This is a genomic window from Cellulosimicrobium sp. AB352, assembly GCF_049538415.1.
Classification (GTDB): domain Bacteria; phylum Actinomycetota; class Actinomycetes; order Actinomycetales; family Cellulomonadaceae; genus Cellulosimicrobium; species Cellulosimicrobium funkei.
In genome coordinates this window covers 50,990-65,372 of record NZ_JBMVFX010000004.1, presented here as the reverse complement: position 1 = coordinate 65,372, position 14,383 = coordinate 50,990, and the positions used below count along the sequence as shown (strand labels likewise).

The following is a 14,383-nucleotide window of genomic DNA, read 5'->3' as shown; positions in this document are numbered from 1 at the left end:
GATTCTTCACTCACGACGGGACCTCGCCCGGCGGTTCGCGTGCCGGGCGGGCATCAGCGGCTCCCGTCGGACCGCCACCGCGACCCATGCCCGATACAGGGCACGCCGGACCGGTTCGCCCAGGACACGATATCCGCCCCGGACGAGAACGTTGCGCACGAACTGCGCGAGCGTCGTGAACCCGATCGCCCGCATCCGCCGCTGCAGCTCGATCTCGGACCGCAGGAGCCGGCGTCCGCCGCGCCGTCGGTAGGCCCCGGCGTCGACGCGGTACAGCACGAGGGGGTCGGGGACGTTCGCCACCCGGGCACCGCGCGCGATCATGCGGGCGAAGAGCCAGTAGTCCTCGAGGAGGTCGAGGTGCTCGTAGCCACCGGCCTCACGGACCGCGCTGCGACGGAACACCACGGTCGGGTGGTTGAACGGGGACGCGAACCGGGCCCGTCGCACGATCTCCGCCTGCGTCGTGGGAGGCACGCGGACGAGCCCGTCGCCGGGCCGGCTGTCGTCGAGCTCCTCGATGGCGCTGCCCACGAGGTCGAACCCGCGCTCGAGGAGCGGCAGCTGGGCGGCGAAGCGCTCCGGGCGCGAGACGTCGTCGGCGTCCTGCCGGGCGACGACCTCGTGACGACAGCGCACGAGGCCGGCCTCCAGGGCGCGGGCGAGGCCGACGTTCGCCTCGAGCCGGACATGGTCGACCGGGACGGCGGAGGCGGCGACGAGCGCGAGGACGGCCTCGTCGAGCTCCGGGCCCGTCGGGCCGTCCTGCACCAGCACCACCTCGTCCGGCGGGAGCGTCTGGTCGGCCGTCACAGAGAGGAACGACCTCCGCAGGTGCTCGGGGTCGTCGCTGCGGTAGTACGGGAGAAGGACGGAGAACGGCGTCGTCGTCACGCCGTGGACCGTTCGAGCCGCTCGACCGAGGCGCTGACCGGACCGAGCCCGGCGAGGACCCGGCTGTTGGGCCGCGGGCGGCGGAACACCCCGTCCCGCAGCCCCTTCACCCCGGCCGCCAGGAGCGTGCGCCGGTCCTGCGAGCGCGCGGCGGTGCGCAGCCACCGTCGTGCGCTGGCCCCGGCGTACAGCACCCGCTCCGACGGCGAGAGCGACGACGAGCGGGTGAGCATCCAGATCTTGTTGCGCACCTCGTAGTAGAACCGAGGACCGGGGTCGGCGTCCGTCGCCCCGAAGGTCTTCGTCCGGTGCTCGACGACGCTCCGCGGCACGTGCAGACCGGTCCCCGAGCGCAGCAGGCGGGCGGAGTACTCGAAGTCGTCGTTCCAGATGAAGTAGTCCGCCACGGGCAGCCCGTGGTGCCGGACCGCGCGCGCGTCGACGAGCATCGAGACGAACGAGGAGGACCGTACCGGCACCGCCGCGACCGAGGCCGCGGACCGCACCTCGGCGCCCGCCGCGCCCGGCCGCCGCCGCGGCGTGTTCATCGGGTGGTCGCGGCCGTCGGTCCACACCACGCGGCTCCCCAGGAGCGCGACGGGCCCCCCGTAGCCGTCGCGCGCGGCCAGGAGCTCCTGCAGCGCCCCCGGCGTCGGGATCGTGTCGTCGTCCATGAGCCAGACCAGGTCGGCGGCCATCTCCTCGACCGCGTGCGCGAGGCCGACGGCGAAGCCCCCGGCACCGCCGGTGTTGCGTGCCAGCTCCAGCACGGTCGGCGCCACGCGGTGGGTCGCGGCGACGACCGCCGAGTCGTCCGGCGACGCGTTGTCCACGACGAGCACCGCGTCCACCGGCCGCGTCTGGACGGCGAGCGCGTCGAGCGCCTCCACGAGCAGGTCCCGGCGCGCGTACGCGACGACGACCGCGACGACCCGCGCCGGCGCGCCGCTCGAGGTGGTCACGCCGTCCCGCCCCCGAGCACGATGCGCGGCGTGCCGGACCAGCGCGCGGCGTCGGTGACCCGACGCCCGTCCACGACGAGGCGGACCCCCGGCAGGCGGTCCGGACCCAGCTCCGCGTACTCCGCGTGGTCGGTCTGCACGACGGCGAGGTCGGCGGCGTCGCCGTACGCGTACGGCTCGAGGCCCAGCGACCGCAGCTCGTCGTCGGAGTAGAGCGGGTCATGGACGACGACGGTCGCGCCTCGCTCCTCGAGCGCCCGGACGGTGGCGAACACGCCGGAGAACGCCGTCTCCTTGACCCCGCCGCGGTACGCGGCCCCGAGGACCACGGAGCGCAGCCCCGAGAGATCGCCCAGCACCTCGGCGGCGCGCTCGACCACGCGGTCCGGCATCGCGGCGTTCACGGCGCGGGCCTCGCGGACGATCGACGCCTTCGGGTCGACCGACAGGTAGAGGCGGGGATACACCGGGATGCAGTGACCCCCGACCGCGATGCCCGGGCGGTGGATGTGGCTGTACGGCTGGGAGTTGCACGCCTCGATCACGGAGTACACGTCGATGGCGTGCTCGTCGGCGAACAGGGCGAACTGGTTCGCGAGGCCGATGTTGACGTCCCGGTAGGTCGTCTCGGCGAGCTTGGCGAGCTCCGCCGCCTCGGCGGACCCCAGGTCCCACACCCCGTTCGGACGGGCGAGGTCGTCGCGCTCGTCGAACGTGAGGACCGCCTCGTAGAACTCCCGGGCCCGCTGCGCGCCGGCCTCCGAGAGCCCTCCGACGAGCTTCGGGTAGCGGCGCAGGTCCGCGAACACCCGTCCCGTCAGCACGCGCTCCGGCGAGAAGACGAGGTGGAAGTCCTCGCCCTCGCGCAGGCCGGAGACCTCCTCCAGGAGCGGCTTCCAGCGGTTGCGCGTGGTGCCGACGGGCAGCGTCGTCTCGTACGACACGAGGGTCCCGGGGGTCAGGTGCTCCGCCAGCGACCGCGTCGCGGCGTCCATCCAGCCGAAGTCGGGCTGCGCCGTCTCCTCGTCGACGAAGAGCGGCACCACCAGCACGACGGCGTCCGCACCCGGCACCGCGTCCCCGTAGTCGGTCGTCGCGCGCAGCCGCCCCGCGGGGACGAGCTCCGTGAGCTTCTCCTGGAGGTGGGCCTCGCCGGGGAACGGCTCCACCCCGGCGTTGACCTTCTCGACGACGGCGGGATTCACGTCGACGCCCACGACGTCGTGCCCCTGGTCGGCGAACTGGACGGCAAGGGGAAGACCGATCTTGCCGAGAGCGATGACGGCGATGCGCATGGGTTCCTCATCTGGAAGGGGACGTGGCGCACGCGACAGCAGTGCGCCGTACAGGATGATATGGCGGTCAGCGTCGTGTCAGGACAGACGCGGTCATGAAGCGCAGCGGCGCCTCCCGAGCGAGGAGACGCGACGGGTCGCGGGTGAGCACGGCGGCAGCCGAGCGGTAGCGGCGCCGCGCCTCGCTCAGCGCGAAGAGACGCTCGACGGGCGTGCCCACGTCGAGGACGGCGTCCAGGAGACGACGGTCGGCGACGGAGAGCACACGTTCCGCGCCGGGAGCGAACCCGAGCACACGCCGCGTCACGTCGCGCAGGTCGACGCGCTCAGCGGGCGTCCAGAACGCGGGGTCGGGCCTGTTGTGCACGGCACCGAAGACCTGGACGCGGAGGAACTTGACCGCGTAGGAGGTCCTGGCCTGCGCCGGCAGGCCCGTGAACCACTCCGCCTCGACGAGGCTCGGCAGGTAGGTGAACTCCTCGGAGACGGGCTTGGGGCGGAACGTCACGCGGTCCGCCGCGTCCGCACCGATCACGTAGGCCGGACCGGTCCTGTCGTAGCTGATGCTGCGCCCGGAGAACCACAGCGCGAGGACGAACGCGATGTCGCCGCCGACAGGCGCTCCCTCCGTCAGGCGGAGCGACGGGAACGCCTCACGTCGGACGAGCCCCAGCGGAGCGCTGCGGTACGAGAGCCTGTCACGGGTCCCGTCCAGGCGGCGCGTCCGGCCCGGGCGGACGGGTGGCGTCGGCACGACCGGGCCGGCTGCGTGCCGGAGCCGGGTGACCACGACGTCGGCGTCGTCGGCACGCTGCTTGCGGAGCCACGAGTCGACCGCGCCCGGTTCGAGCGTGTCGTCGGACCCCATGATCGACGTGAACGGCGCCGTCGCCTCGTCCATGCCCCGGTTGAACGGGCCCGAGGGCGACCGCACGCCGTCGACGTGCTCGACGAGGCGCACCCGGGGATCGGCGGCGAGAGGGCCCAGCTTCCCGGCGATCTCGGCGCGCCCGATGTTGTGGCACACGACCGTGACACGGACCGCCGACCGAGTGCCGTCGAGCACCGACGCGACGGCGCGCTCCACCGGCCGCCCCGTGCTGTGGACGGCGACGACGAGGTCGACCGCGGGCGTCGGGTCAGCGGTGTTCATGAGGTCCTCCTGGTCGTTCGTGGGTCGACGTCATCGACCGCCGCCGGGGCGTCCCGCGAGGATCGCGTCGACGGCGCGTGCCCACACGTGCGCGACGTTCTCCGCCGACAGCTCGTGCGCCGCGGCGTCGGAGGCCCGTTTCCACGCGGTCACCTGCTCCGGGCTGAGGCCGTCGATCACCTCGGCCAGCGCCGGCGCGTCGAAGGCCTTCGCCACCGCCCCGATCCCGTGATCCCGGACGGGGCCTGCCATCTCCTCCGAGGGCCCGACGACGACACCCAGCCTGGCCTGGACGTAGTCGAAGAACTTGTTGGGCAACGCCCACCGATAGCTGAAGTTGATGGGCGGCAGGACGAACACGCCGACGTCGTACTCGTTGAGCGTCGCCACCAACCGCTCGTACGGGACCGGGTCGTGCACCGTGACACCCTCGACCTGGCTCGCGCGGGCGCGGAGGTCGTCGACGTACCGGGGGTTGTTCGGCGTGAGGAACAGATCGAGCGTGACGTCGGTGCGCGCGAGGTCCACGGCGTCGATCATGAGCATGAGGTCGCGGTCCGCCATCCCCGCGCCGCTGTGGACCAGCCGCAGCGGCTCGCCCGTCGGCAGGGCCGCGAGGTCGGCGTAGGGCGCGGCGTTGGTCACCACGTCCGGGTTGAAGCCGAACTGCTCCGCGTACTGGCGTGCCAGCCCCCCGGAGACCGTCGAGGTCGAGGCCACGCGGGAGACGTGGGCACGGCACAACCACTCGTAGTAAGGCTGCCGCCACCGCACCCAGTCCGCGACGTGCTCGTGCCGCCGTGGGCTGTACTCGTGGAGGTCCGCGTGGATGATCCGCGAGGGCCAGTGCCGCCGCGCGAGCGGGACGGTCTCCAGGTCGTTCGTAAGCACCGCGTCGAACTCGCGCCCGGCGAGCGCGCGGTGCGCGGCCCGGACGGCGCTCGTGCGCCAGTAGGCGACGGAGAACTGCCGCACCGCGAGAAGCTTGGCGTTCACGTCGTTGTAGGGGGCGTCGTCGGGGATCCGCACGTGCTCGACGACGCCCTCGGGCGCGTCCCCGTACCCGCAGGTGGTCACCGCGTAGTCGTCGCGGAACCTCCGGACCTGCTTGAGCAGCCGGGCGTCGGAGACGATGGGCGAGAAGGAGAGGATGAGCAGTCGTGGGCGCGACCGGTCCGTCACGTGCGGGCCTCCAGGAGGAACGGGCGGAGTACATCGCTCGACGTCCGGCCGTCGTGGACGGCCGCGACGAACTCGGGGCCTCGGGCAGCTCGTCGTCGGTAGTGCTCGCGGTCGTCCAGGACGGCCGTCAGCACCTCCTCGAGCGAGTCGGGCGTCGCCTCGACGATCGGCAGCTCCAGGCCGGTCGTCCGCAGGACGTGGGACCGCACAGCGGGCGACACGTGCCCCACGACCACCCGGCCGGCCGCCATGGCCTCGCACGCTGCGACCCCGTAGCTGCCGATCCGGAACTGGTCGAGCACGATGTCGGCCTCACCGTAGAGCGCGGGCATGTCGGCCGCCGGGACGCCCTCGACGTACCGGAAGTCGATCGTCCCGCGCTCGGCGAGCCTCTCGAGCACCGGCGCGATCAGCTGCGTGCCCTTCACGGACGAGCTGCTCGGGACGTGCACCACGAGCGGTCGGGGTCGCTCGAGCACGCGCGCCGACGGAGACCACCGGGCCGCGTCCACGACGACCGGGCACCACGTGGCGTCGGGGACGTCTTCCAGGAGGTCCGGCGTCGAGACGAAGACCGGCACGGACAGGGACGCGAGCCCGTCGATGTTCTTCCGCGCGACGTCCTCGAGCGTGGCGGTAGCGGCCGAGTCGTCGTGGAAGGGCGACCAGGGGTGAGTGGCCCGGTGCCGGCTCGGCAGGCGCACGTCGGTGCCGTGGCACATCATCGCCACGCGCAGCCCCGACTCCTGCAGGGACCTCGTCTCCGCGAAGGCGTCACCTCCGTGCAGCCGGCCCAGGAGCGGGCGTTCCGCCTCGACGAGGACGTGCGTGAACTGCTCGACGTACCGCCGCTGCTCCTCCTGCCAGGGCCGGGACAGGAGGTAGGTCGCGACCGGTACCGCGTCGTCGGCGGGGAACCGGAACCCGTGCTCGACCTCGGCCACCATGTTCACGGCCCCCACGCCGGCGATCTCGCGCTCGACCGCACGGGCCCACAGGTAGCCCTGCCCCGCGTAGTTCGTCGGGCCCACGAAGAGGCGGACCGGCGTGCCGGGCACCGCAGGCCGCGACCCGGGGCGGGCGCCGCCCCCCGACAGACGGCCGAGGGCGTCCTGCGCGAAGCGGCCCAGCGGGCCTCCGCCACCCGCCACGATCCGGTCGAGCGCAGCGTTGACGGGTCGGGGCAGGCGCGAGCGACGCGCGACGAGCGCACTCACGATCCGGTTGAGACGCGTCGAGATCGACATGGGCTACACCAGGCCCGCGAGCGTCGCCTGAACGGCGAACTCGGGCACCCGCTCCACCAGCTCGTCGAACCGACCCTGGTCGACGATCGTCCCGTCCCGCATGAAGCAGATCAGGTCGTTGTTGCGGACGGTCGAGAGCCGGTGCGCCACGCTGATGACGGTCACCCGCCCGCGCAGCCCGCTGATGGCCTCCGCCACGCTGGCCTCCGTCTTGGTGTCCAGCGCGCTCGTCGCCTCGTCGAGCACCAGCACGAGCGGGTCGGAGTAGAGCGCGCGGGCAATCCCGAGACGCTGACGCTGGCCGCCCGAGAACGCCATGCCCCGCTCGCCGATGCGGGCGTCGATCCCTCCGTCGCGCGACGCGACGACGTCCCACAGCTGCGCCTGCTGGAGCACGGCCACGACACGGTCGCGGTCGATGTCACCGCTCCACGAGAGGGCGACGTTCTGGGCCACGGTCCCGTCGAAGAGCGCCACGTCCTGCGGTACGTACCCCACGCGGCTGCGCCAGGCGCCTAGGACGTCCTCGAGACGCTGGTCCCCCACGGTGATCGACCCACGGGAGGGCACCAGCAGGCCCAGGAAGATGTCGATCAGGGTCGACTTCCCCGCGCCGGACTGCCCGACGACACCGACCGTGCTGCCCAGCGGGACGGACAGGGTGATCCCGTGCACGGCCTCGACCGTCGTCCTCGGGTAGGTGAACGCGACGTCACGCAGCTCCAGCGAGCGCGGCTCGCCGACGATGGGCGCCTTGCCGATCTGCTCGGCATGCGCGATGTACTCCTGGGCGGCGCGGATGTCTCCGATCACAGCCTGGACGTGCGGGATGTTCGCGGTCGCGCTCGACATCGTCGACTGGAAGGTCACGAGCGCGGGCACCATGCGGAAGCCCGCGACACCGAAGAGCGCCACGCTGGCGAAGGCCTCCGCCTGCCCCTGGGTGAGCCAGGCGAACCCGCCGACGAGGACGAACCCGCCGATCAGCGCGGAGTCGATGACGAACTTCGGGACGGCGCCCAGGAACGAGATGTTCGCACGCGCCCGGGTGGTGTGGATGCGGTTCGCGTGGACGACCTGCGCCACCTCGCCCGCCTTGTCGCGGAGCGTGATCTCCTTCAGGGCGGAGACCATCTCCGTCATGAGCGTCGCGACCCGGAACGAGTAGTCGCGGTTCACCCGGCCCGCCTGGTACGAACGGCGCCCGACCCACAGGTAGAGGAAGGCCGCCACCAGGCCGAGGTAGACGAACGTGATGCCGGCGGTGGCGGGCTGGGACACGGCGAGCACCAGGAGCACCGCGCCGAGCGTGACCACCTGCATCGGCAGGCCCGCGACGGGGAGCAGGAAGCCGGAGGTGACGTTCGCGATGCCGACGTCCGCGAGACGGACCAGCTGCGCGGTGTTCCGCCCGAGACGCTCGGTCCACGGCGCCCGGATGTATGCGTCGAAGAGCCGGTCGCCGATCTCGAGCTCGAACGCGGCGAAGCGGCGGGTCGCGAACCACTGGAGCAGGACGGAGAGCCCCGACTTGGTGACGATCAGCAGGCAGGCGAAGAGGATGACCCACACGAAGCTCGACTGATCGACCGAGCCCACGAGCGGCAGGTCGATCACGGACGACCCCGTCGCCATGCTGGACAGCGCCACGGCGATCACGCCGAGGGCCGCGATGTCCAGCAGGCCCAGCGCGCAGCTGAGCACGACGTACCACTTGAGGAACCGGCGTGCGCCGCCGGGGAGGTAGGGCAGGATGCTGCTGAGCGTTCCGAAGATGACCTTCAAGCGGACCGGACCTTTCACCAGGACGGGTGGTTGTGCCCGCACGTGCGGGCACCGCGCCGTTCGTCAGAGGACGTCGAGCGTCTCGGCGAGCACGCGCGCCGAGAACCTCCCCCCGTGCAACGTGTCGACGAACTGCGGTCCGCGCGAGGCGACCTCACGGAATGCCTCTCGGTCGCCGGCGATCCGCCGCAGCACGTCGGACAGCGTATCCGGTGTCGCCTCGACGATGGGAACGTCGAGGCCGCTCGCCTCCCGGACGGCGGACCGCACCTGGTCGTCGACGTGCGACACGACGACGCGCCCCGCGGCCAACGCCTCGCACGCCGCGGCGCCGTAGCTCCCGATCCGGAACTGGTCGACGACGACGTCGGCCTCCCCGTAGAGCGCGGGCATGGCGTCGTTCGGCACGCCGGAGACCGGCCGGTACTCGATCACCCCCGCGGCGTCCAGCTCACGCAGGGCGGGCTCGACGAGGGCCGTGCCCTTGACGACGCCCCGGCTGGGAGCGTGCACGACGAGCGGCCGCTCTCGCTCGAGCAGCGGGCTCCCGCTCGCCCAACGCTCCGCCTCGACGACGACGGGGCACCACCGCGCCCAGGGCACGTCGAGCAGGAGGTCCGGCGTCGAGACGAGCACGGGCACGCCCAGGTCGGCGGCGGTGGCCTTGTTCATCGCGGCGATCTCGCGGAGCCGCGGGACCTCCTCCCAACCGTTCTCGTGGAACGGGGACCACCGGCTCGACGCCGCGTGGCGGTCCGGGGACCGGATGTCGCTCCCGTGGAACAGCATCACCACCCGCAGCCCGTTCGAGCGCAGCTCGGCGACCTCGGCCGCGACGGTCCCCGCCCCGAGGCGCGGGAAGAGCGGTCGGCCCGCCTCGAGGACGACGTGCGTGTAGCTCAGCACCTGCTGCCGCTGCGCTCGCTGCCACCGTCGCGAGGCGGCGTAGACCGGGTAGGGCACGGGGTAGTCGACACGGAACCCGAAGCCCCCGTCGCGCACGGGCGCCATGCTCACGGCGGTGAGGTCGTCGACGTGCCGCTCGAGCGCGCGCGACCACGCATACCCCTGGCCGGCGAAGTTGGCGGGGGCGACGTAGACCCGTCGACCGGTCGCGGGCACCGCGACAGGCGCGGGGCGGTCCGCAGCGCTGTACCCGAAGTAGCGCTCGTCGAGCCGCTCCCCGACCACGAGCGGGAGCCGACGCTGCACCCCGTACAGGAGCCCGTCGAGCCGTCGAGGCAGGATCCCGCGGAGCCGTCTCGCCGCGCTCATCGAACCTCCTGGAGTGTCGTCGTCCGCCGGACCTGCGCCCAGGACGGAGCCCATCATGGTGTTCGCACCACGCCGAGGACAAACGGCCGCCCCGCCCTGCACGGGCCGAGCTCGCCCGATTGATAGCCTCTCGACCATGTCGTCGTGGTCACGCCCCGTCGCGCGCATGCCGCGAGCCGACTCTCTCACCGGTCTGCGGTGGTGGGCGGCGTTCGGCGTCTTTTGCTACCACATGGCGAACTTCGCCCCCCTGCCGGTCCAGGCGGTGTTCGACTACGGCAACTTCGGGGTGACGTTCTTCTTCGTCCTCTCCGGGTTCGTGCTGACCTGGGCATGGTCCTCCGCCACGCCCGCGACGACGTTCTGGTGGCGGCGCGTGGCACGCATCTACCCCGCGCACCTCGTCGCCCTCGCCCTCGCGATACCCGTCTTCTACTCGGTGTCGCCCGACCCCGAGCAGTGGTGGGTCAAGCCCTTCAGCGCCGTGCTCCTGCTCTCGATCCCCCTGCTGCAGGGTTGGTCGCGGGACCCCTCCGTCCTCTTCTCCGGCAATCCGGCCGCGTGGACGCTCACCTGCGAGGCCTTCTTCTACGCCCTGCACCCCGCGCTCCAGCGACCCCTCCTGGCGGTGCGCACGCGTGGTGCGCTCCTCTTCGCCGCGGGCACCGTCGTCGTCGCACTCACCTATCGCACCGCCGCCATGGGTGCACCGGGCTCGTGGTGGTCGTCCGGTCTCCCGTGGCCCGTGGTCCGGCTCAGCGAGTTCTTCCTCGGCATGTGCCTGGCGTGGGCCGTACGGAACGGCTGGCGCCCTCGGCTGCGTCCATGGTTCGGGTACGCCGCCGCGCTCGGTCTCGTCGGCCTGCTGATCGTGTGCCGGACGCCCGCCGCCCCCGCCTCGGTCGCGCGCTGGGTCAACGGTTCGGCGAACGAGCTGGCCATGGTCGTCTGCGCCCTCATGATCGTTCTCGTCGCGGTGCGCGACCTCGCCGGCCGCCCTTCGTTGCTCCGCACCCGGGTCCTCGTCGCCCTGGGCAACGCCTCGTACGCCTTCTACCTGGTGCACGCCACGGTGCTGTACGCGCTCCTCGCCCTCGTGGGTCACCGGGGCGAAGGATGGGCGAACCTCGGGTGGTACGCGGTGACCTTCGCGCTCTCGCTCGCGCTCGCGCTCGCGCTGCACCACGGCGTGGAGGCACCCGTCGAGCGGCGCATGCGGCGATGGTGGGACGCACGCCGTGCACGCAGGCAGCCACCGACCGGCCCCGTCCCGAGCCCCGGTGTGACGATGCCGCAGCCCAAGCCCACCACCGTCTGAGGAACCGATGCCCCCACGCACCCCGACCCGCGTCGCGATCGCTTCCCGGGTCTACGCTCCCGAGCCCGCGGCCGCGGCCTTCCGGCTCCGGGCCGCCGCTTCTGCCCTCGCACGACGCGGGGCCGACGTGACCGTCCTCACCAGCCGCACGTCCGAAACAGGTCTCGCGAGCGAGCGCGGGGTACGGGTCCGCCGGTGGCCGGTCCTGCGCGCGAAGGACGGCACGGTCCGGGGATACCTCCCGTACGCCTCTTTCGACGCACCCCTGCTCGGGCGGCTCCTCCTCGGCCGACGGAACGACACGGTCCTCGTCGAGCCGCCCCCGACCACGGGCACCGTCGCTCGCCTCGCGCTCACGATCCGCCGGACGCCCTACGTCTACTACGCCGCGGACCTCGTGTCCGCGGCGGCCGAGGGTGCCGGCTTCCCTGCCCCGGTCGTCGCGCTGACGCGGGCGCTCGAGGCCTTCGCGGTGCGTCGCGCCGCCGCCGTCGTGACGGTGAACGACGAGCTCCGTCGGCACGTGGAGCGCCTGGGAGCGGCGCCCTCGCGCGTCCACGTCGTCGGCAACGGGGTCGACACCGGGGTCTTCACGCTCGACGGCCCGGTCCGGGACGTCGCACCCGGGCGGTCGGGACCGCTCTTCGTCTATCCCGGGACCATGAACGACCTGCACGGCGCTGAGGTCTTCGTCGAGGGCTTCCGGCGGGCGCTCCGGGACCTCCCCGGCGCGACCCTCGTCATGGTGGGCCGCGGCAGCGAGGTCGGGCGCGTCGCCGCCGCAGGCGCCACGCTGGAGCCAGGCTCGTTCGTGCGTCTGGACGCGATGCCGGGGACGGACGTCGCCGCGATCGTGCGCGGCGCCACTGCGGCCCTCGCCTCCGTCCGACCCGGCGGCGGCTACACGATCGCCCTCGCGACGAAGGCGGTCGCCGCGGCGGCGACCGGGACGCCCGTGATCTTCGCGGGCGAAGGGCCGACCGTCGACGTCGTGACCGAGGGCGGGCTCGGGCACGCGGTCCCGTGGGACGCCGACGCCGTGGCCGACGCACTTCGGACGGTCGCCAGCGGCTCCGACGGCGACGCGGGGAGACGCGTGGAGCGCGCGGCATGGGTGCAGGCCAACGCGTCGCTCGACGCCGTCGGCGAGCGGGTCGCCGACATCGTCCTGGCCGCGCACCGCTAGGCGGCCCACGCACGGACGGCGGCGCGCCCGTGCCGCGCTGCCAGGTCCCTGGGCGCATGGGATGCTGCCCCCATGTCACCTCGTCCACGCGCCCTCGCGCTCCTCACCGCACTAGGGCTGCTCGTCTCCAGCCTCGTCGCTCCCGTCGCGGCGTCCGCCGCAGTGGTGACCTCGGAGCGCGTCGTCCTCCCACCGTCGGGGACGGTGACGATCGCGGGACGCGGCTACGGCCACGGTCGGGGTCTGTCGCAGTGGGGGGCTCGAGCGGCCGCCGCCCAAGGCGTTAGTTACCCGGCCATCCTCGACTTCTACTACCCGGGCACGGTGGCGGTCACGCAGTCGAACCAGCCGATCCGCGTGCTCGTCAGCGCGGACACCGACAACGAGGTCCGGGTCGTCGCGGAGGCCGGGATGACCGCCTCGGACACCGTCAACGGGCCCCGCCCCATCGGCTTCGCCGGTCAGCAGGTCACTCAGTGGCGGATCGTCCGCCAAGCGCCGGGCCTGTATCTCGAAGGGCTCGTGAACGGCTCGTGGCGGCGATGGTCGCAGGGCGCGTCCGCGACGTACCTCGACCTCGCCTCTCCCGACGGCACCCTACGGCTGATCCTCCCGGACGGTCGGCAGAAGGAGTATCGAGGATCGCTCCGAGGCGTGAGCGACGGCGACGCTCCCCGGCTGCGGACGGTGAACGCTGTGCCGCTCGAGTCGTACCTGCGCTCCGTGGTGCCGGCCGAGTCCCCGTCGAGCTGGCCCGCCGACGCGTTGCGCGCACAGGCCGTCGCGGCACGGACGTACGCGTCCCACCAGCGGGCGTCCGCGGGCAACGCGGGCTGGCAGACCTGTGACACCACGCAGTGCCAGGTCTACTCCGGGATCAGGACGCTCAACGCGTCCGGCACCGTGACCGCGGTCCACGAGGCCGCGTCCACCGACGCGGCGATCTCGGCCACGGCGAACCAGGTACGCCACTACGCCGGGGCGCTCGCCTTCACCCAGTTCAGCGCGTCGAACGGTGGCTGGACAGCCGCGGGGAACCTGCCCTACCAGGTGGCGCGACGCGATCCCTGGGACCCGATCGGCAACCCGTCGCACGCGTGGTCGGTGAAGGTCTCGGCCAGCACGCTGCGCTCGGCGTTTCCCCAGGTCGGGACACCCCGCTCCATCGAGGTCCGGCGCCGCACCGGCGACGGAGAGTGGGGTGGTCGCGTCGTCGAGGTCGTGGTCTCCGGGGCGAGCGGGTCGACGTCCACGACGGGTTCCGGGTTCCGCAGCGCGCTCGGCCTGCGGAGCGACTGGTGGAAGGTCACGGGCAGCACGGCGCTCGACTCCGACACGACGACGGACGGACGGACCGACCTCACCGCCGTGATGTCCGACGGGACCCTGCGGGTGTACGAGGGGAACGGGACCGGCGGGTTCGCCGAGTCTCGCCAGATCGGTAACGGGTGGTCCACGATGCGACTCGTCGTCCGGGCCAACGACCTCACCGGCGACGGGCGTACCGACCTTCTCGCGGTCGACGCGGCGGGCGTCATGTGGCGCTACCCGACCACGGCCGACGGGGCGTTCGCGCCGCGCGTCCGCGTCGGTTCGGGCTGGGGCGGCGCACGGACGGTCGTCGCCCCCGGGGACCTCGACGGCGACGGCAACGCTGACCTCCTCGCCATCGACACGGCGGGCGTCCTGTGGCGGTACCGGGGCCAGGGCAACGGCGGGTTCTCCGCACGCGAGCGCATGGGCGCGGGCTGGCAGTCGATGTCCGTCGTGGTCGGCGGCGGGGACTGGAACGCGGATGGCAGGGCGGACTTCCTCGCCCGCGACGGCGCCGGACGTCTCTATCTGTACCGCGGTGCGGGGAACGGGTTCGACCGCACGCAGATCGGCACGGGGTGGGGCTCCATGCGGCTGCTCAGCGTCGTCCGAGACTGGGACGGAGACGGACTCCCTGACCTCGTCGCCACCGGCGCCGACGGGCTCCTGTACCTCTACCGCTGGACGGGCTCCGGCTTCGCCAGCCGGACGACGATCGGCAACGGCTGGGGGGTCGTCGCCCGTCTGGCGTGACACGCGTCGACGCGCTGCG

11 protein-coding genes are annotated in these 14,383 nt (G+C 72.9%); 3 read left to right on the top strand and 8 right to left on the bottom strand.

The features are described from left to right. Positions 1-6: 6 nt before the first annotated feature. The 8 genes from ACPCUX_RS04245 to ACPCUX_RS04210 form a co-directional block, all read right to left on the bottom strand. Complete coding sequence (locus ACPCUX_RS04245) at positions 7-894, bottom strand: glycosyltransferase (protein ID WP_051027626.1); 888 nt, start codon at positions 892-894, stop codon at positions 7-9. Further along, positions 891-1,856 (bottom strand): glycosyltransferase, encoded by a 966-nt coding sequence (locus ACPCUX_RS04240; protein ID WP_423388225.1) that lies wholly within the window; start codon positions 1,854-1,856, stop codon positions 891-893. The genes ACPCUX_RS04245 and ACPCUX_RS04240 overlap by 4 nt, the downstream gene beginning before the upstream one ends. After that, positions 1,853-3,151: a nucleotide sugar dehydrogenase gene (locus ACPCUX_RS04235; protein WP_423388224.1), complete on the bottom strand. Its 1,299-nt coding sequence runs from the start codon at positions 3,149-3,151 to the stop codon at positions 1,853-1,855. The genes ACPCUX_RS04240 and ACPCUX_RS04235 overlap by 4 nt, the downstream gene beginning before the upstream one ends. Before the next feature lie 67 nt (positions 3,152-3,218). Next, entirely contained in the window at positions 3,219-4,304 is a 1,086-nt protein-coding gene (locus ACPCUX_RS04230; RefSeq protein ID WP_423388223.1) for a glycosyltransferase, read from the bottom strand. 30 nt (positions 4,305-4,334) lie between these two features. Next, a complete protein-coding gene (locus ACPCUX_RS04225) occupies positions 4,335-5,486 on the bottom strand; it encodes a glycosyltransferase family 1 protein (RefSeq protein ID WP_423388222.1) in 1,152 nt (383 codons plus the stop codon). Further along, entirely contained in the window at positions 5,483-6,733 is a 1,251-nt protein-coding gene (locus ACPCUX_RS04220; RefSeq protein WP_423388221.1) for a hypothetical protein, read from the bottom strand. The genes ACPCUX_RS04225 and ACPCUX_RS04220 overlap by 4 nt, the downstream gene beginning before the upstream one ends. Before the next feature lie 3 nt (positions 6,734-6,736). Beyond that, positions 6,737-8,518 (bottom strand): ABC transporter ATP-binding protein, encoded by a 1,782-nt coding sequence (locus ACPCUX_RS04215; protein WP_423388220.1) that lies wholly within the window; start codon positions 8,516-8,518, stop codon positions 6,737-6,739. 63 nt (positions 8,519-8,581) lie between these two features. Beyond that, positions 8,582-9,793, bottom strand: a complete 1,212-nt coding sequence (locus tag ACPCUX_RS04210) for a hypothetical protein (protein WP_423388219.1) — start codon at positions 9,791-9,793, stop codon at positions 8,582-8,584. 136 nt (positions 9,794-9,929) lie between these two features. On the opposite strand from ACPCUX_RS04210, the gene ACPCUX_RS04205 reads away from it, so the two are divergent. The 3 genes from ACPCUX_RS04205 (at position 9,930) to ACPCUX_RS04195 (ending at position 14,364) form a co-directional block, all read left to right on the top strand. After that, positions 9,930-11,111 (top strand): acyltransferase family protein, encoded by a 1,182-nt coding sequence (locus ACPCUX_RS04205; protein WP_423388218.1) that lies wholly within the window; start codon positions 9,930-9,932, stop codon positions 11,109-11,111. A 7-nt stretch (positions 11,112-11,118) separates the two neighbouring features. Continuing rightward, on the top strand, positions 11,119-12,297 hold the full coding sequence (locus tag ACPCUX_RS04200) for a glycosyltransferase (RefSeq protein WP_423388217.1): 1,179 nt from the start codon (positions 11,119-11,121) through the stop codon (positions 12,295-12,297). Positions 12,298-12,369: 72 nt separating this feature from the next. Then, entirely contained in the window at positions 12,370-14,364 is a 1,995-nt protein-coding gene (locus ACPCUX_RS04195; RefSeq protein WP_423388216.1) for a SpoIID/LytB domain-containing protein, read from the top strand. The last annotated feature ends 19 nt before the right edge of the window (positions 14,365-14,383 follow it).